This window comes from Nocardia sp. NPDC059177, from assembly GCF_042755165.1.
In the GTDB taxonomy this organism is placed as follows: domain Bacteria; phylum Actinomycetota; class Actinomycetes; order Mycobacteriales; family Mycobacteriaceae; genus Nocardia.
The window spans coordinates 31,109-52,972 of the sequence record NZ_JBHZBX010000024.1 but is presented as its reverse complement, the minus strand read 5'-3'; the positions used below and the strand labels follow the sequence as shown (position 1 = coordinate 52,972).

Below are 21,864 nucleotides of genomic sequence, written 5' to 3'. Positions count from 1 at the left end.
CGCCCGGCATCGACCATTGGTGCCCGGCACCGCGGACACCCCCTGCCGTGTTCGCTCGGCCGGATCTTGACCGAGACCCGGCACGGCAGACAGACATGATGACTCGAATACGGTGCCCCCATGCCCTCATCGTAGGGGCGGCGGCTCGTTCACTGCCAACGGTTATCCGGTGACCATCAAGCCCCGGAGGGGTCGAGGGAACCGCCGGGGCCTGAGGGTGGGAAGGGCTCAGTGGGAGCCGAGGAGGGTGCCGAACAGGGTGGCGAACTTCGCGGCGAGGCTGTCGCCGAGGAAGGCGAGGGCGCCGGGGGTAGCGGCCATCGTGCCCGCGTCGCTGATGGTGCAGCCGGGGGCGGCGGGGATGCCGTCGAGGCGGTCCTTCAGCCACAGCAGCGCGGCGGGTCCGCCGACCACCTCGGCGACGATGTGCTCGCTGGCGTGGTCGCGGGTGTAGGTGAGCGAGGTGCCCGGGTCGCGGCAGTAGGTGTCGACCAGCGCGTCGGTCGCCGCCAGCGGCAGGATCTCGTCCCAGGCCGAATGCCACAGGAACATCGGCATATCGGGCACGGTCTTGCCCATCTTGGTGTCGGCGAGCATCGCCGCGACCGGCGCGTCGTCGAGCGGATCACCGTCGGAGCCGATCATGCCGATCATGTTCAGGAACGGCAGCAGGGCCGACTGGTACTGCACGCACAGCGGGGACTTGATCGCGGACAGGGCCTTGCCCACCGGGTCGAGCCGCTGATCGAGATAGGCGGCGAAATCCGGGTATTCGCGGGCGAGACCGAGGATCGCGGCGAAGACCAGGCCCGAGGTCGCCTGGTTGTTCGCCATGCGCAGTGCCGCGCCGAGATCCGCGCCGACACCGCCCTCGGCCGCGCCGACGATGTTGAGTTCGGGGGCGTAGGTGGCGTGCAGTTCGGCGGCATGGCCGGTCGCGATCGACCCGCCCGAATAGCCGTAGAGGCCGACTCGCGCCTGCGGTCCCGCCTCGAGCGGCGCGAAATTCGTCGCGGCGCGGATGCCGTCGAGGGTGATCCGGCCGGCCAGCGGCCCGGCGGCGTAGGCGGAGTTCGGGCCCTGGTGATCGGGCACGACCACGGCCCAGCCCTGCGACAAGGCGGCCTGCGCGAACAGGAATTCGGCCGGGGCGACGATCTGTCCCGCGAGCGGGGCGACCGAAAGATGTTGCAGCGCATACGACGGCGCGCAGTAGCCGGCCGTCGAGTCCTCGGCCAGCTGGACCGAGAGCAGTTTGCGCGGCTCCACGGACTTGCCGCGCGGCTTGATCACCGTCGCGACCGCGGGGATCGCCTCGTCGCGGCTGTTGTTCGACCGGTAGGAGATCTGCCAGGCATCCACCGCGATCGGCAGCAGGCCGAAATCGGCGACGGTCACCTGGCGGACCGCGATGATCCCGCCCGGTGCGGTCGCGGCGACCACATCGGCGGGCGGGAGGTAGAAGCCGGGATCGAGCTCGGGTGGCAGCGGGATCACCGGGGCGGGGGGAATCGCGGTGGGTTCGGCCGCGACCGGCCCGGCGACCACGGCCGAGCTCACCGCGATCATGCCCGTGACCAGGGCCAACCACCGCGAAACGGTAGGAGTTTTCATCGTGCACAGTCCTCACGTGATTTGAGACGACGGCGTCTCAATGAGGGCTACTATGGCATGGATGTGGCGTGGATCGCAATCAGCCGCGGGTGGCGTCCACCGATGTCAGCGCGTTGAGCAGGGTGGAGAAGACCTCGACGAGCTCGTCGACGGGTGGCCGTGGGTCGTCGAGGCTCCACTGGTGCACGGCGCCGTTGACCGCGCCGATGAACGCCGCCATCGCCATCCGCCAGCCCCCGGGTGGCGTGTGCGCGTCCGGCACCCCGGCCGCGATGGCGGCGACCACCTCGCCCCACTGCTCCCTGATCCGCGCGCGATGCGCCTCGACCGCCGGGCTCACGCCCACGATCTCCACGAAAGCGACCGTGGCACAGCGGATATCGGTGGTGATGGCCCGGGTGTAGGCGCGGATCGCCACGTCGGTGAGCGCGCGCATCTCGGTGGTGCCCGCCGCGGCCAGCGCTTCGGTGACCGCCGCGCGCGCCGTGCCCTGCACCGAGTCGTACACCGCGACCAGCAGTTCCTCGCGGTCGGCGAACAGCTCGTAGAACTGCCGCCGCGACAGCCCGGCCGCCGCACAGACATCGGTCAGCGAACTGTTGGCGTAGGACTTCTCCGCGAACACGCTCAACCCGGCCTCGATGAACAGCGCCCGCCGCTCGACCTGCCGTTCGGCGACCGAGTTTCCGGTGTAGTTGTGTCGAGTCCGCGCCGGTTTCACGCGTCCGACCCTACTGACCCACCCGGCGGGCCCGGTGGCTCAGACACCGCCCGCACCTACACTCGCCACCATGGGCGAGCACAAACAGCGGATGCTGGCGGGAGAGTTGTACAAGGACAGCGATCCCGAACTGGTCGCGGAACGTCAACGCGCGCAACGACTGTGCGACGAGTTCAACCGCACCGGACCCGACGAGACCGAGCGGCGCACCGCAGTGCTCACCGAACTGCTGGGCAAGATCGGCGCGGGATCCTGGATCATGCCGCGGTTCCAGTGCGACTACGGCTACCTGATCGAGATCGGCTCCAACAGCTTCCTCAACTACGACGCCGTCCTGCTCGACTGCGCCTCCATCGTCATCGGTGACGACTGCTCGATCGGCCCGCGCTGCCAGCTGCTGACCGCCCTGCACCCCATGGACGACCACGAGAAACGCCGACAGCGCTGGGAGTCCGCCGCGCCGATCCGGATCGGTGACAACGCCTGGTTCGGTGGCGGGGTGATCGTGTGTCCCGGGGTCACCATCGGCGACGACGTGGTGGTCGGCGCGGGCAGCGTGGTCACCCGTGATCTGCCCGATCGGGTGTTCGCCGCGGGCAACCCCGCGCGCGTGATCCGCACACTCTAGCCGGTCGCCGGCGCGTGGCGTCGGGTCGCGCCGGGGGGTGCGCGGCCATACTGTCTGTCCATGGGCGAAGCGCGGATCGAGACCGAACAGGAAGCCACCCGGCCGCTGCGCGAGGACATCCGGTTTCTCGGCGGCATCCTGGGCGACACCATTCGCGACCACGAAGGTCCCGAGGTGTTCGACCTGATCGAACGGGTGCGGATCGAGGCGTTCCGGGTGCGCCGCGAGGAGGTGGAGCGCAGCGCGGTCGCCGATATGCTCGACGGCACGCCCACCGAGGTCGCCATCCCGCTGATCCGGGCGTTCAGCTACTTCGTGCTGCTGGCCAATCTCGCCGAGGACATCCAGCGCGATCGCCGCCGGGCCGCGCATGTGGCGGCGGGGGAGGCGCCGCAGGACTCGTCGCTGGCGGCCACCTACGCCAAACTCGACGCCGCCGCCCTCGACGGCACGACGGTGGCCGAGCTGCTCACCGACGCCCTGGTGTCGCCGGTGATCACCGCCCATCCCACCGAGACCCGCAGGCGCACGGTGTTCGACGTGCAGTCCGAGATCACCGCGTTGATGCGGCTGCGCCGCCGGCTCTGCCCCGGCGAGCACGGCTTCGACGAGTCCGAACTGCGGATCCGCCGCGCCGTGCTGACCCTGTGGCGTACCGCGCTGATCCGCTTGGCGCGCTTGCGGATCCAGGACGAGATCGCGGTCGGCCTGCGCTACTACGACCTCACCCTCTACGACGTGATCCCCGCGATCAACGCCCAGGTGCGCGCCGCGCTGCGCTACCGCTGGCCCGAGCACGAGCTGCTGGACCGCCCGATCCTGCGCCCCGGCTCCTGGATCGGTGGTGACCGCGACGGAAACCCTTATGTGACAGCCGAAGTCGTGCACACCGCGGCCGGGCGGGCCGCGGCCTACGCCTTCGGGCGATACCTGGACGAGCTGGTCGAGCTGGAGAAGTCGCTGTCGCAGTCGGGCAGGCTGGTGCCGGTCACCGACCCGGTGGCCGCGCTCGCCGCGGCGGGCTACCCGGACCCCGCCTTCTTCGCCGACGAACCGTATCGCCGTGCGCTGCACGCGATCCGGGCCCGGCTCAGCGCCACCGCCGCACTCGCCCTCGGCGACCTGCCCGCGAGCGGCCTGGACACTGCGGCAGCGCCGTATCCGGCACCGCAGGCCGTGCTCGACGATCTCGACGCGATCGACGAGTCGATGCGCGCCAGCGGCGACGGACTGCTCGCCGACGACCGGCTCGCCGCCCTGCGCCACGCCATCGAGACCTTCGGCTTCCATCTCCAGAGCCTGGACATGCGCCAGAACTCCGAGGTCCACGAGCAGGTCGTCACCGAGCTGCTCGCCTGGTCGGGCGTGCATCCGGACTATCCGAGCCTGTCCGAGGCCGAGCGCGTCGCCCTGCTGTCGGACCAATTGCGCACGCGTAGGCCACTTCTCGGCCCGCACGCGCAGCTCAGCGAGCTCGCCGACAAGGAGCTGGGGGTGTTGCGCGCCGCCAAGGAGGTGATCGACACCTTCGGCGCGCCCGCCGTCCCGAACTACATCATCAGCATGTGCACCTCGGTCAGCGACATACTCGAGGCGGCCCTGCTGCTGAAAGAGGCAGGCATCCTCGATCCGGGCACCGCGGGCGGCACCCCGAGCAGTCCCGTCGGGATCGTGCCGTTGTTCGAGACCATCGAGGATCTCGGCGCGGGCGCGGTGACGCTGGCCGCGGTGCTGGAGGTCCCGGTCTATCGCGAGCTCGTCGCCGCGGCCGGAATGCGCCAGGAGGTCATGCTCGGCTACTCCGATTCCAACAAGGACGGCGGCTATCTGGCCGCGAACTGGGCGCTGTACCGCGCCGAACTGGACCTGGTGGAGACCGCCGGGAAAGCGGGTATCCGGCTGCGGTTGTTCCACGGTCGCGGCGGCACCGTCGGCCGCGGTGGCGGGCGCAGCTACGACGCCATCCTGGCCCAGCCGGCCGGCGCGGTGCGCGGCTCTCTGCGGCTCACCGAACAGGGCGAGGTGATCGCCGCCAAGTACTCCGAACAGGGTGCGGCACACCGCAATCTGGAGTCATTGATCGCCGGCACCCTGGAATCGACGCTGCTGGATGTGGAAGGTCTCGGCGCCGACGCCGAACCGGCCTACGAACTGCTCGACGATCTCGCCGCCCGCGCTCGCGCCGCCTATGCGCGGCTGGTGCACGACACCCCGGGTTTCGTCGAATACTTCCGTCAGTCCACGCCGGTGGCCGAGGTCGGCGATCTCAATATCGGCAGTCGTCCGGCCTCGCGCAAACCGACCAATTCGGTCGCGGATCTGCGCGCCATTCCGTGGGTGATGGCCTGGAGTCAAGCCAGAGTGATGCTGCCCGGCTGGTACGGCACCGGCACCGCGCTCGAGGACTGGGTCGGCGGTGATCCCGAGCGGCTGGCGCGGCTCACCGAGCTCTACCGGACCTGGCCGTTCTTCCGCACCGTATTGTCCAACCTCGCGCAGGTGATGGCCAAGAGCGATCTCGACATCGCCGCGCGCTACGCCGACCTGGTGGCCGACGAGCGGCTGCGCGCGGAGATCTTCGGCATGATCGCCGACGAGCACGCCCGCACGATCCGGATGTATCAGGCGGTCACCGGGCATGACGAGCTGCTCAGCGACAATCCGTCGCTGGCCGAGTCGATCCACAACCGGTTCCCGTACCTGGAGCCGCTCAATCAGCTCCAGGTGGATCTGCTGCGCAGGCTGCGCGGCGGTGACGAGTCCGAACTGGTGAAGCGCGGGATCCTGCTCACCATGAACGGCCTGGCCACCGCTCTGCGTAACTCCGGGTAGGCCTACAGGCAGACGCTGATGCTGATCGGGCCGACCGGGATGCTGGTGCAGATCGCCACCGAGCCGACGACCGGCTGCGCGGTGGCGGCCGACGCGGTGCCCGCGCCGATGGCGGTGGCCGACAGTGCGAGCGCGACGATGGCGAGCGGGCGGGCAGTCTTGGCAAACATAGGTACATCCTCGATTGTTCGGTGATATCGCACCCCTGGCCGGGGCATTCCCATCGAAACATATTCGCCGCGTCTGGTCACCCCTCTTTGAAACAGATACTGGTCAGATGTCCGAAAGATTGTCGCCGGGGAATTGCGGCACCGCGCGCACAATAGAAAATGACGATTTCCGCTCGGAGTGGAAATTCAGCCTTTCCGCGTGGGGACATCTCGGCGAGGAGCCCAGCCGAGTTCGGCGGAGATGGCGTCGGCAGTCGCCCTGACCTGCGGCAACAGTGCGAGCACCTGATCGTGGTCGAGCAGCACATCGGGCACCGACACCGACACGGCCGCCACGACCTCGCCGATCCCGTCGCGCACCGGCACCCCGACGCAGTTGACGAAACTCTCGTGTTCCTCGTGGTCCTCGGCGAAGCCCAGCGCGGCGACCAGTTCCAGCTCGGCCAGATACTGCGCGGGCGTGCGCAGGGTCCGGGTGGTGAACGGGTGATAATCCAATCGCGCTGCGACAGCGGACCATTCGGCTCTCGGTAGCGCGGCCACGAGAACCTTGCCGACCGCCGTGCAATGCAGCGGCGCCGGTCTGCCGATACGCGAATACATCCGCACGGCCTGTTCGGCATCGACCTTGTCGATGTAGACGGCATCGCCGGATTCGTAGGCGGCCAGGTGCACGGTCTGCCCGGTGGCGGCGCCGAGCGCGCTCAAATGCGGGCGTGCGACCGTGCGCACATCGCGGTTCTCCAGTGCGCGACTGGCCAATTCGAACACCCGGGTGCCCAGCGAGTACCGGTGCGCGGCGTCGCGCACGACGAAACGCTCGGCCAGCATGGTCTGCAGCAGCCGCAGCACGGTCGACTTGTGCACCCCGAGCCGCCCGGCCAGTTCGTCGAGGGACTGCGAATCCTCGCCGAGGGCAATGAGAATGGTCAGGGCGCGCGACACGCTTTGGCTCATGCCCCGATCGTCCCATCCCGGGCCCGCGGAGAGCGCCCGAGTCGCCTCCGGTGCTATGGCCGGACGCCGGAGTTCTTGCGCCGGTGGCACTTTCGCCGTGTCACCGGTCGCGGTACGGGCAGCCGCGGTGCACAGATGGCCGCAGCGCGGGTGGGTGCGGTCGAACCGATCGTCCACACACGGGCGCGTACGAACACGAGGTCGCCGAGCTGTGCGCGCTCGTAGACGACGCGGCGTGCACGAGCGGTCAGGGGCCGGTGATGAGCACGGTCGTGCCCCGCCGACGGTGACCGCGCTGGGCTGCGCCGATGTAGCCTGCATCGCATCCGTTACGGCCGAAGGGACGCTGTGAACATCATCGACAACGATGTCGTGGACGCGCTCGCCGACACGGTGCTCGGTCCCCAGGACAAGAGCGTGCCGCCCGCGGCCTGGGGTCGCAGCGTGCGCGAGTACCTCGGCACCGCGCCGGAACTGCGGCAGTGGCAGACCCCGCTGCTGACCCTGGATCGCGGCAGGCTCGACGCCAACCTCGCGCTGATGGCCGAATGGACCGCCACCGCGGGCGTCGCGCTCGCCCCGCACGGCAAGACGACCATGGCGCCGCAGCTGTGGCGCGAACAGTTGATGGCCGGATCCTGGGCGATCACCCTGGCCACCGGCTGGCAGGCCCAGCTGGCGCGCTCGTTCGGGGTCGGCCGGATCATGCTGGCCAATACGCTGCTCGACCCGGTCGGCCTGGCCTGGGCCGCCGCCGAAACAGCACGCGACGCCGCGTTCGAGTTCTACTGCTGGGCCGACAGCGTCGCCACCGTCGAACAGATGGACGCAGTCCTGCGCGCAACCCCGCCCGGCCCGCCGCTGCGGGTACTCGTCGAACTCGGCGGTCCACACGGCCGCGCCGGCGCGCGGACCAGAACCGAGGCGCATGCGGTCGCCGCCGCCCTGCGGGCCAGTGACCGGCTCACCCTCGCCGGAGTCGCGGGTTACGAAGGCGCGCTGGCGCACGATCGCAGCACCGCGGGCATCGCCGCCGTGCGCGGCTATCTCGGCGAACTCGCCGCGCTGCACACCGAACTCGCCGCGGCTGGCGCCTACCCCGGCCCCGCGATCGTCACCGCGGGCGGCAGCGCCTATCCCGAAATGGTGGTCGAGGAACTGGCCGGCCTGGCCGACACCACCACGACGGTGGTGCTGCGCAGCGGCGCCTACCTCGTCCACGACGACGGCTTCTACGCCGGCATCTCCCCGCTCACCGCGCCCGCGGTGGCACCCGGTCTGCGCTCGGCCATGCACGGCTGGGCGCGCGTGGTGTCGCGGCCGGAACCCGAACTCGCGCTGCTCGACGGCGGCAAACGCGACTTCCCCTACGACGAGGGCCTACCGGTCCCACAGTCGGTGGCCGGTACTCCGCTGCCCACCGCTGCCGTGGTCACCGCACTCAACGACCAGCACACCTTCCTGCGAATCCCCGGCGCGGGCCCGGCGGAACTGCCCGTCGGCAGCATCGTGCGCCTCGGCCTGTCCCATCCGTGCACGGCCTTCGACAAATGGCGGCTCATCCCGGTGATCGACAGCGTCGAAGCCGCGACGCCACGCGTGGTCGACCTGATTCGCACCTACTTCTGACCGCGTCGTCAGCTGAGCGCACCGCCGAGCCGGCGCACGCGATCGCCGCGGTCAATTCGCCCGGCGCCGTCGAGAAAGTCGACCAGGATAGCGGTGCCGGCCGCGTTCGATGCCGACCTCGGTGGCCGTCTCGATCGCCCAGTCCCGGAGCCGTGATGCCCGCGCTGGACTGATTCCCGGAGTGCGGGCATGGTCTGCTTGGGGTGTACCTGCAACGAGGGAGAACGCGATGTCCACAGCAATCGTCGTCGGTGGCGGTATCGGGGGACTGGCCACGGCCGTGGGGCTGGCCCGGCGGGGATGGTCGGTCGAAGTGTTCGAGCGGGCGGCGGAGATCGCCGAGGTGGGCTCGGGAATCTCGTTGTGGAGCAACGCGTTGCGCGCGCTCGACGCGATCGGGGTCGGTGGCGAGGTGCGTGCGCAGGCGGTCGAGGACGCGTCGGCGGGGATTCGTGATCCGCGCGGGCGCTGGCTCGCGCGCACCGACGTGGCGACCTTGCGCGCGCGATACGGCGCACCGGTGGTGATCCATCGGGCGGCGCTGCTCGAGATCCTGCGCTCCGCCTTGCCCGATGATGCTGTGCGGCCCGGGATCTCGGTTACCGCGGCGGGCGCCGACGGATCGGTGGTGCACTCCGCGGGTGAGTCGAGCGCGGATCTCGTCGTCGGCGCGGACGGCCTCCGCAGTGTGGTCCGGCAGGCGGTCTGTGGCGAGGTAGCGGCCAGGTACGCGGGGTACACCGCCTGGCGCGCGGTGGTCGAGCTGCCCGGCAAGCTGACGGAATTCGGTGAGACCTGGGGTCGCGGAGCGCGTTTCGGTATCGCGCCGCTCGCCGACGGCCGGGTGTACTGTTTCGCCGTCTACAACGCGCCCGAACACTCGGCGGGCACCTTCGCCGAGGTCCGCGCCCGCTTCGCCGGCTGGCACCACCCGATTCCCGAGCTGCTAGCCGCCGCCGACCCGGACACGGTGCTGCACAACGACATCTACGACATTCCGGCCCTGCCCTCGTTCGTGGCCGGCCGCATCGCCCTGATCGGCGACGCGGCCCACGCGATGACACCGAACCTCGGCCAGGGCGGCTGCCAGGCGCTGGAGGACGCGGTGGTGCTGGCCCGCCTGGCCGCCGAACCCGGCGGCCTGTCCCGCTACGACCGCGAACGCCGCCCCCGAACCCGGATGATCGCCGCCCGCTCAGCCCGCATCGGCACCATCGGCCAGCTCTCCGCCGCCCCCTTGGTCACCCTGCGCGACACCGCCTTACGACTCACCCCCGCGTCTGTTCCATTGCGCGCGCTGGGCGAGATACTCGATTGGACCTGTTGACGTCGGTCGTCAGGTCGGCTGGTGGTAGCGGGCGTGCATGGCCGCTGCCGTGGCGGCCATGGCCGTGCGGAGTTCGGGTGGGTCGAGGACTTCGAGGTGCTCGCCGAGGGGGAGCAGGGCGTGGGCGAGGATCTCGTAGGACTCGCCGGGGATGTCGAGCTCGACCCAGCCGGTGTCGTCCGGTGGGCTCGCCGAGGCCAGCGCGTCGCGGACCGCGGCCGGGTCGTTCATCAAGCGCAGCAAGTTCAGGTGGTCGGCCGCGACACGGCAGCGCGCCCGGACCCTGAGGATGGCGCGGGCGAACTCGTCCGCCGCCGCCGACCAGTGCGCGGTGAGATCGAAATCGGCGGGGCGGGTGAAGGATTCGCCGGTGGGTGCGGCGCAGGCGATGCGGCTCACCCGGTACGAGCGCAGGGCGGTTCCCTCGCCGGCCACCAGATACCAGGTGCCCGCCTTCATGACCAGTCCGAGCGGATCGACCGTGCGGTCGACGGTCTTGTCGCTGCGCCGGTAACTGATCGCCAGCCGGCGGTCGTGCCACAGCGCGTCGGCGATCGTCGACAGGGCGGGAGTGTCGTCCGGGCGATGGAACCAGCCGGGCATGTCGATGTGGACGCGTTCGGCGATCCGGGTCGCCCGGCCGCGCAGTTCCGGTGGCAGCGCGGCCAGCATCTTGAGCTGCGCGGTGGCCAGCACCGTGCCGAGACCCAGGTCAGCGGCTGCGCCGGGCAACCCCGCCAGCAGCACGGCGTCGGCCTCGTCGGAGGTGAGTCCGGTCAGCCGGGTCCGGTACCCGTCGATCAGCCGCACCCCGCCACCGCGTCCCGGCTCGCAGTACACCGGGACGCCCGCCTCCGACAGTGCGTCGACATCGCGATAGACCGTGCGCGTCGACACCTCCAGCTCCCGCGCCAGCGCGTCCGCGGTCGACCCGCCCGAGGCCTGCAGCAGGAGCAGCAACCGCACCAACCTGCTCGCTCGCATACCTCCCGACACTAGCCGGGAAACCTGACAGGAGATGTCAAGTTTGCCCCGTACCGTACGAGATATGACCACGTGGAGCCAGTTCACCCAGGAAGCACCGAGTATCGCCGCCCTGTTCCTGCGCAGGCACCAGGCCACCGGCAACCTGTGCATGCTCGGCACCCTCCGTGCCGACGGATCACCCCGGATCAGCCCGATCGAACCGATGATCTTCGAGGACATGCTCGTGCTCGCGGGCATGCCGCACACCCGCAAATTCGACGACCTCGCCCGCGACCCGCGCTTCTGCCTGCACACCGCCACCGTCGACACGAATGTCACCGACGGCGACGCCAAACTCTTCGGCACCGTCACCGATGTCACCGACGAGACCGTCCACGCCCGCTTCGCCCAGAAACTGTTCGACGACAGCGGCTTCGACATCCGTGACATGAAGTTCGACCACTTCTTCGTCGCCGACCTGACCGGCGCCTCCACGGTCGAAACGAACGACGACCACCTCGACATCACGGTGTGGAAGCCCGGCACCGGCGAACAGGTGGTCCGCAAACACTGACACCTGGCCGTGCCAGCGAGGTGCCCCGGAACAGGCCGGCGGCTGTGCCACGATGAGGCGCATGGAGCTGCTCGCTTCCGCGGCCGTGGACGGTCCGTCGCCGATCGTGTCGCTGTTCTGGGTCGCGCTGGTGGCGGTGCTGGCGCCATTGCTGTCGCGGGCGTTGCGCGGGTATGTGCCCGATGTGGTGATCCTGCTGCTGGCCGGCACCGTGCTCGGGCCGTTCGCGCTCGGCTGGGCCACCGCCGACGGTGGCGTCGACCTGATCGAGGAACTCGGGCTCGGCATGCTGTTCCTGCTGGCGGGCTACGAACTGGACCCGAAGCTGCTCGGCGGCAAGTCGGGGCGGGTGGCGTGGCTGGTGTGGCTGGCCGGGCTGGTGTTCGCGTTCGGGCTGGTCGCGGTGTCGGCGAGTGGGGAATCGACCACGAATCACATCGCCGTGGCCATCGCGATGACCTCCACCGCGCTGGGCACCCTGCTGCCGATCCTCAAACAGGCCGGACTGCTCGACACCCCGCTCGGCCGGGCGGTGCTCGCGCACGGCGCGGTCGGCGAGCTCGGGCCGATCGTGGCCATGTCGGTGCTGCTGAGCAGCCACAGTGCCGGGGCGGCGCTGGTGGTGCTCGCGCTGTTCGTGGTGGCCGCGCTGCTCGCCGGACTGATCCCGCTGCGCCTGTTCGCCCGCGTCCCCGACCTCGGCGCGGCGCTGGCCAGGATGGACGGCGGCACCTCCCAGCTGCCGGTGCGCGGGTCGATTCTGCTGCTGCTGGTGCTGATGGTGGTGGCCGAACGCTTCGACCTGGATGTGGTGCTCGGCGCCTTCGCGGCGGGCATGGTGCTGCGCAGGCTCATCGCGGCAGGTCATCCGCGCGTCGACGAGCAGCTCGAGACCATCGGCTACGGCCTGCTGATCCCGGTGTTCTTCGTGGTGTCGGGCATGGGCATCGATCTGGCCGCGGTCGCCGGCCAGCCGCTGCTGTGGGTGTCGTTCGTGGCCGCCATCGCGGTCGCGCGCGGGTTGCCGGTGTGGCTCAGTGAGCGGTTCGTGCCGCACGGGCGCAACCTGGAGTCGCCGCGTGAGCGCGCCCAGCTCGCGCTCTTCGCCGCCACCGGGCTGCCGATCATCGTCGCCGTCACCCAGGTGGCGGTGTCGACCGGCATGATGACCGCCGAGACCGCCTCGGTCCTGATCGCGGCCGGCGCGACAACGGTCCTGGTGTTTCCGCTGGTAGCGCGCCTGATCGGCCGTTCGGCACCGGCACAGGCCACACCTGCCCATGAATGAGCTTGCATAGTCGTGCATAATCATCACATGGCTATTTCGTCGGGAGGACCCGTGCTGCGGGTGGCGGTTGCCGGTGCGAGTGGATACGCCGGTGGCGAAGTGTTGCGTCTGCTGCTGAATCACCCCGAGTACCGAGCCGGGCGCCTCGAGATCGGGGCGCTGACCGCCGGATCCAATGCGGGCACCGCCCTGGGCGCGCTCCAGCCGCACCTGCTGCCGCTGGCCGACCGGATCCTGCAGGAAACCACCCCCGAGACCCTGGCCGGGCACGACATCGTGTTCCTCGGCCTGCCACACGGCCAGTCCGCCGCCCTCGCGCAGGCACTGCCCGAATCCACGGTGATCATCGACTGCGGTGCCGACTTCCGGCTCGCCGACGCCGCCGCCTGGGAGAAGTACTACGGCAGCGCCCACGCGGGCAGCTGGCCCTACGGCCTGCCCGAGCTGCCCGGCGGCCGGGAGCGGCTCGTCGGCGCCCGGCGCATCGCCGTGCCCGGCTGCTACCCGACCGTCGCCAGTGTCGCGCTGGCACCGGCGATCGCGGCCGGGATCATCGAACCGACGGTGAACGTCGTCGCGGTGAGCGGGACCTCCGGCGCGGGCCGCAAGCTCGATGTCGGCCTGCTCGGCTCCGAGGTGATGGGCAGCGTGCGCGCCTACAGCATCGCCGGCGCGCACCGGCACACCCCGGAGATCGCGCAGAACCTGAAAGCCGCGGGCGGCGTTGATGTCTCGGTGTCGTTCACCCCGGTGCTCGCGCCGATGCCCCGGGGCATCCTGGCCACCTGCACCGCCCCGGTGAAGGTCGACGCCGCCGCGGCGCGCGCGGTCTACGAGAAGGCCTACGCGGACGAACCGTTCGTGCATGTGCTGCCCGAAGGGCTACTGCCGCAGACGGGTTCGGTGCTCGGCTCCAACGCCATCACCCTGCAGGTCACCGTCGACGCCGACGCGGGTCTGCTCGTGGTGATCGGCGCGGTCGACAATCTCGCCAAGGGCACCGCGGGCGCCGCGGTGCAATCGATGAATCTGGCCGTCGGTTTCGACGAGACCGCAGGACTTTCCACCGTAGGAGTGGCCCCGTGACCAGCAAACTGATCCACACTCAGGGCGTCACCGCGCCGCTCGGTTTCCGGGCGGCGGGCATCGCGGCCGGGATCAAGGCCAGCGGCAAGCCCGATCTCGCGCTGGTACTCAACGAAGGCCCCGAGTACGCGGCCGCCGGGGTGTTCACCAGCAATCAGGTCAAGGCCGCGCCGGTGCTGTGGTCGCAGCAGGTGCTGAAGTCCGGTCGCGTGCGCGCGGTCATCCTGAACTCCGGCGGCGCGAACGCCTGCACCGGCCCCGGCGGCTTCCAGGACACCCACCGGACCGCCGAGGAACTCGCTGCGGCACTGAGCAATTGGGGCACCGAGACCGGCGCGGGCGAGATCGCGGTCTGCTCTACTGGGCTGATCGGTGACCGGCTGCCGATGGACAAGCTGATCCCGGCGATCACCGAGATCGTGCACGAGATGGGTGGCGGCATCTCCGGCGGCACCGAGGCCGCGCACGCCATCATGACCACCGACACTGTGCCGAAGGAATCGGCCTTCCACCACGCGGACAAGTGGAATGTCGGCGGTATGGCCAAGGGCGCGGGCATGCTCGCCCCGTCGCTGGCCACCATGCTCGTGGTGCTCACCACCGACGCCGTGGCCACCGCCGACCAGCTCGACCAGGCGCTGCGCAAGGCCACGAAGTACACCTTCGACCGCCTCGATGTCGACGGCTCCTGCTCCACCAACGACACCGTGCTGCTGCTGGCCAACGGGGCCAGCGGCGTCGCGCCCTCCCAGGACGCGCTCGACGCCGCCGTCTTCTCCGTCTGCGACGACCTGGCCGCCCAGCTGATGGCCGACGCCGAGGGCGTCACCAAGCGGGTGCAGATCACCGTCACCGGCGCCGCCACCGAAGACGAGGCGCTGACCGTCGCCCGGGCCGTCGCCCGCGACAGCCTGGTCAAGACCGCGCTGTTCGGTTCCGACCCGAACTGGGGCCGGGTGCTCGCCGCCGTCGGCATCGCCCCGGTGACGCTGGACCCGAACCGGATCGCGGTGTCGTTCAACGGCAATCCGGTCTGTGTCGACAGCGTCGGCGCGCCCGGCGCTCGCGAGGTCGACCTGTCCGGCGAGGACATCGACGTGCTGATCGAGCTCCATGTCGGCGACGGCACCGCGATGGTGCGCACCACGGATCTCTCGCACGCCTACGTCGAAGAGAATTCGGCCTACAGCTCATGAGCAGCGGTGTGGTGCAGTCCCTTTCGGCGCTGGACAAGGCGCATATCCTCGCCGACGCGCTGCCGTGGCTGCAGAAGTTCCGGGACAAGGTCGTCGTGGTGAAGTACGGCGGCAACGCCATGGTCGACGACGAGCTCAAGGCTGCCTTCGCCGCCGACATGGCGTTCCTGCGCACCGTCGGTGTGCACCCCGTGGTCGTGCACGGCGGCGGCCCGCAGATCAACGCGATGCTGAAGAAACTCGGCATGGCGGGGGAGTTCCGCGGCGGATTCCGTGTCACCACCCCCGAGGTGATGGATGTGGTGCGGATGGTGCTGTTCGGGCAGGTCGGGCGCGAGCTCGTCGGCCTGATCAACGCGCACGGACCGTACGCGGTCGGTATCTCCGGTGAGGACGCGCACCTGTTCACCGCGACCCGGCGCACCGTCACCGTCGACGGCGCGGCCACCGACATCGGCCTGGTCGGCGATGTCACCGAGGTGAACCCCGGTGCGGTCCTCGACCTGATCGACGCCGGCCGGATCCCGGTGGTCTCCACCATCGCCCCCGACGCCGACGGCGTGGTCCACAACATCAATGCCGACACCGCCGCCGCCGCGCTGGCCGAGGGCATCGGCGCGGAGAAACTCGTCGTCCTCACCGACGTCGAGGGCCTCTACACCGACTGGCCCGACCGCTCCTCGCTGACCAGCGAGATCGACGCGAGCGCGCTGGCGGAGTTGCTGCCGCGCCTGGATGCGGGCATGGTGCCGAAGATGGAAGCGTGCCTGCGCGCCGTGCAAGGTGGGGTGCCCAGCGCCCATGTGATCGACGGCAGGGTGCCGCACTCGGTACTGCTGGAGTTGTTCACCGGAGAAGGAATCGGAACGATGGTGACCGCATGAGTGAAGTAGAGAAGCTGCAGCGGCGGTGGTCGGCCGCGATGATGAACAATTACGGCACCCCGAAGGTCGCGCTGGTGCGCGGCGCGGGCGCGGTCGTCTACGACGCCGACGGCAAGCGCTACCTCGACTTCCTCGGTGGCATCGCGGTCAACAGCCTCGGCCACGCCCACCCCGCCATCCTGGAGGCGGTCACCCAGCAGCTGGGCACCCTCGGCCACGTATCGAACATCTACGCCAGCGAGCCGGTGATCGAACTGGCCGAGAAGCTCCTGGCCCACTTCGGCGACGGCGAGGGCAGGGCGTTCTTCTGCAACTCCGGCACCGAGGCCAACGAAGCCGCGTTCAAGATCGCCCGGCTGACCGGCCGGACCAAGATCGTCGCCGCCGAGGAGGCCTTCCACGGCCGCACCATGGGCGCGCTCGCGCTCACCGGCCAGGCGTCGAAGCGGGCGCCGTTCGAGCCGATGCCACCCGGTGTCGTGCACGTGCCCTACGGTGACGCGGACGCGCTGGAACGCGCCGTCGACACCGACACCGCCGCAGTGTTCCTGGAACCCATGATGGGCGAGAGCGGTGTGGTCGTCCCGCCGTTCGACTACCTGGCCCGCGCCCGCGAGATCACCTCGCGGATGGGCGCACTGCTCATCCTCGACGAGGTGCAGACCGGAATCGGCCGCACCGGAACGTTTTTCGCGCACCAGGCGGCGGGCATCGTGCCCGACGCGATCACCCTGGCCAAGGGACTGGGCGGTGGCCTGCCGATCGGTGCCGTGCTGGCGCAAGGCCGGGCCGCCGAACTGCTCACCCCCGGCCTGCACGGGACGACCTTCGGTGGCAACCCCGTCTGCGCCGCCGCGGCGCTGGCGGTGCTGCGCACGATCGACTCCGACGATCTGCTCTCCCATGTGGAATGGGTCGGCAAGAAACTCAGCGACGGCATCGCGCTGCTCGAGCATCCCGAGATCGATCATGTGCGTGGCGCCGGTCTGCTCATCGGCATCGTCTTGAAGAACGACATCTCGGCCTACGTGGACGAGCGGGCGCGGGAGGCGGGCTACCTGATCAACCCCGCCAAGCCCAACGTGATCCGGTTGGCGCCGCCCCTGGTGCTCACCGAAACCCAGGCCGACAACTTCGTCGCCGACCTGCCCGAGATCCTCGACAAGGCCGCCGCCGATGCCAACGAACGAGCCGAGCAGCACCGCAGCCCGGATGCGAAGGGAACGAGCAAGTGACCCTGCGCCACTTTCTGCGCGACGACGACGTGACCCAGGCCGAACAGGCCGAAATCCTCGCCATCGCCGCGGAATTGAAGAAGAACCCCTTCGCGCACCGGCCGCTGGACGGCCCGCGCGGGGTCGGGGTGATCTTCGAGAAGAACTCCACCCGGACGCGATTCTCCTTCGAACTGGGTATCGCCCAGCTCGGCGGGCACGCCGTGGTCGTCGACGGCCGCGACACCCAGCTCGGGCGCGAGGAGACCCTCGGCGACACCGGCAGCGTGCTCTCGCGCTATGTCGACGCCGTCGTGTGGCGGACCTTCGAACAGTCCCGGCTCGACGAGATGGCGGTCACCGCGACGGTTCCGGTGGTCAACGCGCTGTCCAACGAGTTCCATCCGTGCCAGGTCCTCGCCGATCTGCAGACGATCGCCGAACGCAAGGGCAGCCTCGCGGGCCTGAACCTCACCTACTTCGGTGACGGTGCCAACAATATGGCGCACTCGCTGCTGCTCGGTGGCGTGACCGCGGGCATCAATGTGACCGTGGCCGCCCCCGCCGGGTTCGAGCCGCTGCCGTGGATCCTGGAGGCCGCCGCCAAGCGCGCCGCCGAGACCGGCGCGACCGTGACGGTGACCGGTGATCCGGTGGCCGGCGCGCGCGGCGCCGATGTGCTGGTCACCGACACCTGGACCTCGATGGGCCAGGAGAACGACGGCCTGGACCGGGTCGGCCCGTTCCGCCCGTTCCAGCTCAACACCGAACTGCTCGGCCAGGCGAATCCGGAAGCTATTGTGCTGCACTGTCTTCCGGCGCACCGCGGCGAGGAGATCACCGACGAGGTGCTCGACGGCGCGCAGAGCGTGGTCTGGGACGAGGCCGAGAACCGGCTGCACGCGCAGAAGGCGCTGCTGGTCTGGCTGCTCGCGAAAGCCGCCGCGTGAGACCGCGAACCGGGGCCGGCGCCCAGGCCCGGCGATGAGCGCGGCGCCCGAGAAGGGCTCGCCCGCCATCGCCCGCACCCGCGCCGGCCGCCAATCGCGGATCGTGGAACTGCTGTCCGCGCATTCGGTCCGCAGCCAGACCGAGCTCGCCGCGCTGCTCGCCGCCGAGGGTATCGAGACCACCCAGGCCACGCTGTCGCGTGACCTCGACGAACTCGGCGCGGTGAAACTGCGCGCCGCCGACGGTGGCGCCGGCGTCTACGTCGTCCCCGAGGACGGCAGCCCCGTGCGCGGCGTCACCGGCGGCACCGGCCGCCTCTCCAAACTCCTCGGCGACCTGCTGGTCTCCACCGACGCCAGCGGCAACCTCGCCGTCCTGCGCACCCCACCCGGCGCCGCCCACTTCCTCGCCAGCGCCCTCGACCGCGCCGCCCTGCCCTTCATCGTCGGCACCATCGCCGGCGACGACACCATCGCCGTCATCGCCCGCGAACCCCTCACCGGCGCCGAACTGGCCGCCGAAATCGAACGCCTGGCCTGATCGGCGCACCGTTTCGTAGCCGGTCCCGGTATTCAATGATGGACGCATAAAGTTAAGTAACTAGGTCGCTTAGTTAACGATAGCTGCTCAGCCATAGGTAAGGTGGGCTGATGACGAACGATCCGGCCGGGTGGCCCGCCGTTCGATACGAGCAGCATCCGTGGGTGGTGCGCGATACCTACGTGTCGCGCACCCAGCTGCGTCGACACGCGGGGCCGTACTCCGCCGCGGTGCTGTCCGGCATCGCGGAGCAATCAGTGGCGCTGCCGGTCGGCCTGCTGGCCGAGGCCGACGAGGCCGCGCAAGAACTGGTGCGGTTCGACGCGCACCTGTCGGCCGAGCTCGGCACCGACTGCGAACTCGGGCCGATGAGTTCGGTGCTCCTGCGCACTGAGAGTTCCGCGTCGTCGCAGATCGAGAACCTCACGGTGGGCGCCCGGCAGCTCGCGATGGCCGAACTCGGCGAGCACACCAACAGGAACGCGCGCATCGTCACCGCCAATGTGCGCGCCATGGAAGCGGCTCTCGACCTCGGCCGGGCAGTCGACGCCGACTCGATCCTGGCGATGCACCGAGCACTGCTCGGTGAGTCCGATCCCACCCAGGCCGGACGCTGGCGCGACCAGCAGGTGTGGATCGGCGGGAGCAACCTCGGCCCGCACCTGGCTGATTTCGTTCCACCACACCATGATCGAGTCCCCACCGCCATCGCCGACCTGATCCGATTCGTCAACCGCACCGATGTGCCCGCCTTGGCGCACATCGCACTCGCCCACGCGCAATTCGAGACGATCCATCCGTTCACCGACGGTAACGGCCGAACCGGCCGCGCTCTGGTCCACGCGATGCTGAGCGGCCGTCAGCTGACCAGACACATCACCGTGCCCATCTCGGCAGGCCTGCTGGTGAACACCGGGAGCTACTTCGACGCCTTGAACCGGTATCGATCCGGTGACCCCGAACCGATTGTCCGCCAGTTCGTCGACGCGACCTTCTACGCCATCGGCAGCGGCCGCCGGCTCGTCGACGAACTCCGATCCGTCCGTGCCACGTATCGCGGACAGACCACCGCGCGTGCGGATTCCGCAGCATGGAAGCTGATCGATCGGCTCATCGCCCAACCGGTCGTGAACAGCGCCTACGTCGCGGAGTCCTTCGGGATCAGCGGTGTCGCCGCGCAGCGGGCGATCGATCGTCTGGTGGAATCCGCAGTGCTGCGCGAGGTTTCGCAGCGCGCCCGCAATCGCGTCTGGCAAGCCGACGGAATACTCACCGCTCTCGACGATTTCGCGGCAGGAATTCGCCGAGTCCGAGGTTGACACCCGTCAGCGCGGGCGGAGACGGCTGCCGTGACATTCCAGAGCAGTAGGTAGATCGTCCAGGCCGAGCCCAGGCCCTGGGCTGCGCCGACGATCGTGTGGCGGATGAAGTCGTAGGTGCTGGTTCGGGTGACCGGGTCGTCGACGGCCGAGGCGGCAGCGGCTACCGGTGCGAGGAGAAGCAGGGTGAGGACCATGTGGCGCCACGGCGCAGGCATGGTTGGGGGACGCCGGTGAGTTCGGCGAACGAGGAGGTTGGCGAGCACTGCCGTGCCGACCAGCGACGAGGCGTAGCCGAGCATGTTGTAGGTCTTGTGTGGTTCGAGAACCGGAGCGCGCATCAGTTCCCAGTGCTGGACCGCGAAACCTGCTGTCTGCGTAAAAGAATCCCACACGAGATGGGTCAACGCGCCGAGAACGAGAGCGATGATCGTCGACAATGCTCGACCCCAGGCGCCCGAATGAACCGGCGCGGGCAGTCTGACCCGATAGGGGAGTAGGGCGGCAGCGGGCCCGGCGGAGAGGCGGAAGGCCGAGAGCAGTGCCAGCCCGATCACCAGATCCCAGCCGAGGACGCCGAGCGGCGAGTGGGTCATGCTGCCGCTGACCGGAATCGGCAGGTAGTAGACGACATCCGGGGCGACCGATCCGGCGATCAATGCGGGCAATGGCAGGAATCGGCGAAACGGCAGCACGGCCAGCGGATGGGCGAGCGTGAACGGCACCGGCTCACCGTATTCAGTGGATGTGGAGGTGCTGTGGTGCTCCTGCGGAGAGTTTGTCGCGCCGCACGTGCCCGATGGGTCGCGGACGGGATCCATCCGGCCCCGCTGATCGTGGCGGCGACTGTCAGGTGCCACGGACGACTGAGGCTGGTCAGTTCGCCGGGCGGACCGTGCCGACGGCGCGGGTGAGGTGGCCGAATTCAGTTCGGTGACAATCGCCGCCAGGTCCAGTTGACATGGATGTCGAGCGGCGAGTCGGGAGTGACGGTTCTCGGGTCGGTGTTCAGTCCGTCGGGTGGACCGGACTGCGCCTCCACCGACAGTGATTCCGTCGGCAGGGTCCAGACGACCACATCGGATACCGGGCTGGTGATGGTGAATTCGAGGAAGCCGGGCCAGGTGAGCTGGGCGCGGACACCGTCGGGCATACCGAAGCAGTCGTCCCACGGCGGCGGGGCAGGCCGGATGTGGCGGCCGGTGGGCAGGTAGTTCTCGCCGCGCTCGTACTGCCAGGCGGGGTGGAAGTCGAGTTCGAGCGGGCCGGTGGCGGCGGGGACCGCACGCAGGAACCAGGGATGCCAGCCGCCCTGCGCGGGGAACGGGTCGCGGTCGGTGGCGATGCGCATGGTCAGGGCGAGGCCGGTGGGGGTGAGGGTGAACGTCTGGGTGACGGTGCCCGCGAACGGCCACGGATCGGTGAGCCGGTAGCGCAGCGTGGCCGTGGAATCCGTGGCCTCGACCACGGTCCAGACGCCGTCGCGGACGGTGCCGTGGATGCTGTGCGGCGGATTGTTGATCGGCATCCGGTAGGTCCGGTCACCGACGGTGAACGTCCCGTAGCCGAGCCTGCCCGCCCACGGCGCCATGACGAAACACCCCGTGCCCGGATCCTGCCTGAGCAGTTCGGTCCCGCCGATCGTCAGGCTGTGCAGCGCACCGCCGTCACCTGGCGCGACGATCAGCGCCGCGTCGCCCGCGTGCAGGTGCACATCCTCGGCTGCCATGTCCGGAGACTATCGGCGCCCGCGCGCCGGCGCGCAGCCCCACGCCGGATCTCAGGTGAACGGATACTGACTTCCGCCCGCACCGCCACCCTGCTGGTCCGGTGTCGCGACATCGATGATGTCCTGGATCAATTCGACCACCGCCCGGCCGACATCGAGTACCCCGTTGCCGAGCGTCGAGAATTCCTGCGCGATGTACTGGAGCATCATGTTCGTCCTCACGTCCGTGGAGCCGAATA

Annotated in this window: 20 protein-coding genes and 1 pseudogene; 13 read left to right on the top strand and 8 right to left on the bottom strand. The window is 69.7% G+C overall.

The window, feature by feature from the left end:
• Positions 1-228: 228 nt before the first annotated feature.
• Entirely contained in the window at positions 229-1,569 is a 1,341-nt protein-coding gene (locus ACFXK0_RS25090; protein WP_379413310.1) for a lipase family protein, read from the bottom strand.
• 124 nt (positions 1,570-1,693) lie between these two features.
• Entirely contained in the window at positions 1,694-2,335 is a 642-nt protein-coding gene (locus ACFXK0_RS25085) for a TetR/AcrR family transcriptional regulator (protein WP_379413264.1), read from the bottom strand.
• Between the two features lie 70 nt (positions 2,336-2,405).
• On the opposite strand from ACFXK0_RS25085, the gene ACFXK0_RS25080 reads away from it, so the two are divergent.
• A complete protein-coding gene (locus ACFXK0_RS25080; protein WP_379413262.1) occupies positions 2,406-2,963 on the top strand; it encodes a sugar O-acetyltransferase in 558 nt (185 codons plus the stop codon).
• A gap of 60 nt (positions 2,964-3,023) precedes the next feature.
• Positions 3,024-5,795: a phosphoenolpyruvate carboxylase gene (gene ppc, locus ACFXK0_RS25075; protein ID WP_379413261.1), complete on the top strand. Its 2,772-nt coding sequence runs from the start codon at positions 3,024-3,026 to the stop codon at positions 5,793-5,795.
• Positions 5,796-5,797: 2 nt separating this feature from the next.
• Here ppc and ACFXK0_RS25070 read toward each other — a convergent pair whose 3' ends face one another.
• Positions 5,798-5,965, bottom strand: coding sequence for a hypothetical protein (locus tag ACFXK0_RS25070; protein WP_379413260.1), 168 nt, complete (start codon positions 5,963-5,965; stop codon positions 5,798-5,800).
• A 186-nt stretch (positions 5,966-6,151) separates the two neighbouring features.
• A complete protein-coding gene (locus ACFXK0_RS25065) occupies positions 6,152-6,922 on the bottom strand; it encodes an IclR family transcriptional regulator (RefSeq protein WP_379413258.1) in 771 nt (256 codons plus the stop codon).
• A 348-nt stretch (positions 6,923-7,270) separates the two neighbouring features.
• On the opposite strand from ACFXK0_RS25065, the gene ACFXK0_RS25060 reads away from it, so the two are divergent.
• Together ACFXK0_RS25060 and ACFXK0_RS25055 are read left to right on the top strand one after the other, a co-directional pair.
• Positions 7,271-8,551, top strand: coding sequence for an amino acid deaminase (locus ACFXK0_RS25060; RefSeq protein WP_379413256.1), 1,281 nt, complete (start codon positions 7,271-7,273; stop codon positions 8,549-8,551).
• 229 nt (positions 8,552-8,780) lie between these two features.
• Positions 8,781-9,878: an FAD-dependent monooxygenase gene (locus tag ACFXK0_RS25055; RefSeq protein ID WP_379413255.1), complete on the top strand. Its 1,098-nt coding sequence runs from the start codon at positions 8,781-8,783 to the stop codon at positions 9,876-9,878.
• A gap of 9 nt (positions 9,879-9,887) precedes the next feature.
• On the opposite strand, the gene ACFXK0_RS25050 is transcribed toward ACFXK0_RS25055, so the two are convergent.
• The gene (locus ACFXK0_RS25050; protein WP_379413253.1) at positions 9,888-10,862 is read right to left on the bottom strand and encodes a helix-turn-helix transcriptional regulator; all 975 of its coding nucleotides are present in this window, start codon (positions 10,860-10,862) and stop codon (positions 9,888-9,890) included.
• 64 nt (positions 10,863-10,926) lie between these two features.
• Between ACFXK0_RS25050 and ACFXK0_RS25045 the strand changes: the two genes are divergently transcribed.
• The 9 genes from ACFXK0_RS25045 to ACFXK0_RS25005 all read left to right on the top strand — a co-directional run bounded on the left by ACFXK0_RS25045 (position 10,927) and on the right by ACFXK0_RS25005 (position 19,896).
• Positions 10,927-11,418 (top strand): pyridoxamine 5'-phosphate oxidase family protein, encoded by a 492-nt coding sequence (locus ACFXK0_RS25045; protein ID WP_379413252.1) that lies wholly within the window; start codon positions 10,927-10,929, stop codon positions 11,416-11,418.
• A 61-nt stretch (positions 11,419-11,479) separates the two neighbouring features.
• Entirely contained in the window at positions 11,480-12,706 is a 1,227-nt protein-coding gene (locus ACFXK0_RS25040) for a cation:proton antiporter (RefSeq protein WP_379413251.1), read from the top strand.
• A gap of 27 nt (positions 12,707-12,733) precedes the next feature.
• A complete protein-coding gene (gene argC, locus ACFXK0_RS25035; protein WP_379413249.1) occupies positions 12,734-13,792 on the top strand; it encodes an N-acetyl-gamma-glutamyl-phosphate reductase in 1,059 nt (352 codons plus the stop codon).
• Positions 13,789-14,988, top strand: coding sequence for a bifunctional glutamate N-acetyltransferase/amino-acid acetyltransferase ArgJ (gene argJ / locus ACFXK0_RS25030; RefSeq protein WP_379413248.1), 1,200 nt, complete (start codon positions 13,789-13,791; stop codon positions 14,986-14,988). Before argC ends, argJ begins: the two co-directional genes overlap by 4 nt.
• Entirely contained in the window at positions 14,985-15,872 is an 888-nt protein-coding gene (argB, locus tag ACFXK0_RS25025; RefSeq protein WP_379413246.1) for an acetylglutamate kinase, read from the top strand. The genes argJ and argB overlap by 4 nt, the downstream gene beginning before the upstream one ends.
• On the top strand, positions 15,869-17,107 hold the full coding sequence (locus tag ACFXK0_RS25020) for an acetylornithine transaminase (protein ID WP_379413245.1): 1,239 nt from the start codon (positions 15,869-15,871) through the stop codon (positions 17,105-17,107). The genes argB and ACFXK0_RS25020 overlap by 4 nt, the downstream gene beginning before the upstream one ends.
• Positions 17,104-18,036: an ornithine carbamoyltransferase gene (argF, locus tag ACFXK0_RS25015; RefSeq protein WP_379413244.1), complete on the top strand. Its 933-nt coding sequence runs from the start codon at positions 17,104-17,106 to the stop codon at positions 18,034-18,036. The genes ACFXK0_RS25020 and argF overlap by 4 nt, the downstream gene beginning before the upstream one ends.
• Before the next feature lie 34 nt (positions 18,037-18,070).
• Positions 18,071-18,577 carry an arginine repressor gene (locus ACFXK0_RS25010; protein ID WP_379413243.1) on the top strand — a complete coding sequence of 169 codons (507 nt, stop codon included), beginning with the start codon at positions 18,071-18,073 and terminating at the stop codon, positions 18,575-18,577.
• 110 nt (positions 18,578-18,687) lie between these two features.
• Complete coding sequence (locus tag ACFXK0_RS25005; protein ID WP_379413241.1) at positions 18,688-19,896, top strand: Fic family protein; 1,209 nt, start codon at positions 18,688-18,690, stop codon at positions 19,894-19,896.
• Between the two features lie 83 nt (positions 19,897-19,979).
• Here the strand turns inward: ACFXK0_RS25005 and ACFXK0_RS25000 are convergent.
• From ACFXK0_RS25000 to ACFXK0_RS24990, 3 genes and pseudogenes are all read right to left on the bottom strand, one after another.
• Positions 19,980-20,717: pseudogene (locus ACFXK0_RS25000) on the bottom strand (DUF4184 family protein); the annotation flags it as partial.
• A gap of 104 nt (positions 20,718-20,821) precedes the next feature.
• Positions 20,822-21,625 (bottom strand): aldose 1-epimerase, encoded by an 804-nt coding sequence (locus tag ACFXK0_RS24995; protein WP_379413239.1) that lies wholly within the window; start codon positions 21,623-21,625, stop codon positions 20,822-20,824.
• A 51-nt stretch (positions 21,626-21,676) separates the two neighbouring features.
• A complete protein-coding gene (locus tag ACFXK0_RS24990; RefSeq protein ID WP_379413238.1) occupies positions 21,677-21,835 on the bottom strand; it encodes a hypothetical protein in 159 nt (52 codons plus the stop codon).
• Positions 21,836-21,864 lie beyond the last annotated feature (29 nt).

What these genes read in the sequence shown, in the direction of transcription:
- ACFXK0_RS25090 (WP_379413310.1), bottom strand. Translation starts at nt 1,569, where the DNA reads ATGATCGCGGTGAGCTCGGCCGTGGTCGCCGGGCCGGTCGCGGCCGAA.
- ACFXK0_RS25080 (WP_379413262.1), top strand. Translation starts at nt 2,406, where the DNA reads ATGGGCGAGCACAAACAGCGGATGCTGGCGGGAGAGTTGTACAAGGAC.
- ppc (WP_379413261.1), top strand. Translation starts at nt 3,024, where the DNA reads ATGGGCGAAGCGCGGATCGAGACCGAACAGGAAGCCACCCGGCCGCTG.
- ACFXK0_RS25070 (WP_379413260.1), bottom strand. Translation starts at nt 5,965, where the DNA reads ATGTTTGCCAAGACTGCCCGCCCGCTCGCCATCGTCGCGCTCGCACTG.
- ACFXK0_RS25065 (WP_379413258.1), bottom strand. Translation starts at nt 6,922, where the DNA reads ATGAGCCAAAGCGTGTCGCGCGCCCTGACCATTCTCATTGCCCTCGGC.
- ACFXK0_RS25055 (WP_379413255.1), top strand. Translation starts at nt 8,781, where the DNA reads ATGTCCACAGCAATCGTCGTCGGTGGCGGTATCGGGGGACTGGCCACG.
- ACFXK0_RS25050 (WP_379413253.1), bottom strand. Translation starts at nt 10,862, where the DNA reads ATGCGAGCGAGCAGGTTGGTGCGGTTGCTGCTCCTGCTGCAGGCCTCG.
- ACFXK0_RS25045 (WP_379413252.1), top strand. Translation starts at nt 10,927, where the DNA reads ATGACCACGTGGAGCCAGTTCACCCAGGAAGCACCGAGTATCGCCGCC.
- ACFXK0_RS25040 (WP_379413251.1), top strand. Translation starts at nt 11,480, where the DNA reads ATGGAGCTGCTCGCTTCCGCGGCCGTGGACGGTCCGTCGCCGATCGTG.
- argC (WP_379413249.1), top strand. Translation starts at nt 12,734, where the DNA reads ATGGCTATTTCGTCGGGAGGACCCGTGCTGCGGGTGGCGGTTGCCGGT.
- argB (WP_379413246.1), top strand. Translation starts at nt 14,985, where the DNA reads ATGAGCAGCGGTGTGGTGCAGTCCCTTTCGGCGCTGGACAAGGCGCAT.
- ACFXK0_RS25020 (WP_379413245.1), top strand. Translation starts at nt 15,869, where the DNA reads ATGAGTGAAGTAGAGAAGCTGCAGCGGCGGTGGTCGGCCGCGATGATG.
- ACFXK0_RS25010 (WP_379413243.1), top strand. Translation starts at nt 18,071, where the DNA reads ATGAGCGCGGCGCCCGAGAAGGGCTCGCCCGCCATCGCCCGCACCCGC.
- ACFXK0_RS25005 (WP_379413241.1), top strand. Translation starts at nt 18,688, where the DNA reads ATGACGAACGATCCGGCCGGGTGGCCCGCCGTTCGATACGAGCAGCAT.
- ACFXK0_RS24995 (WP_379413239.1), bottom strand. Translation starts at nt 21,625, where the DNA reads ATGGCAGCCGAGGATGTGCACCTGCACGCGGGCGACGCGGCGCTGATC.
- ACFXK0_RS24990 (WP_379413238.1), bottom strand. Translation starts at nt 21,835, where the DNA reads ATGATGCTCCAGTACATCGCGCAGGAATTCTCGACGCTCGGCAACGGG.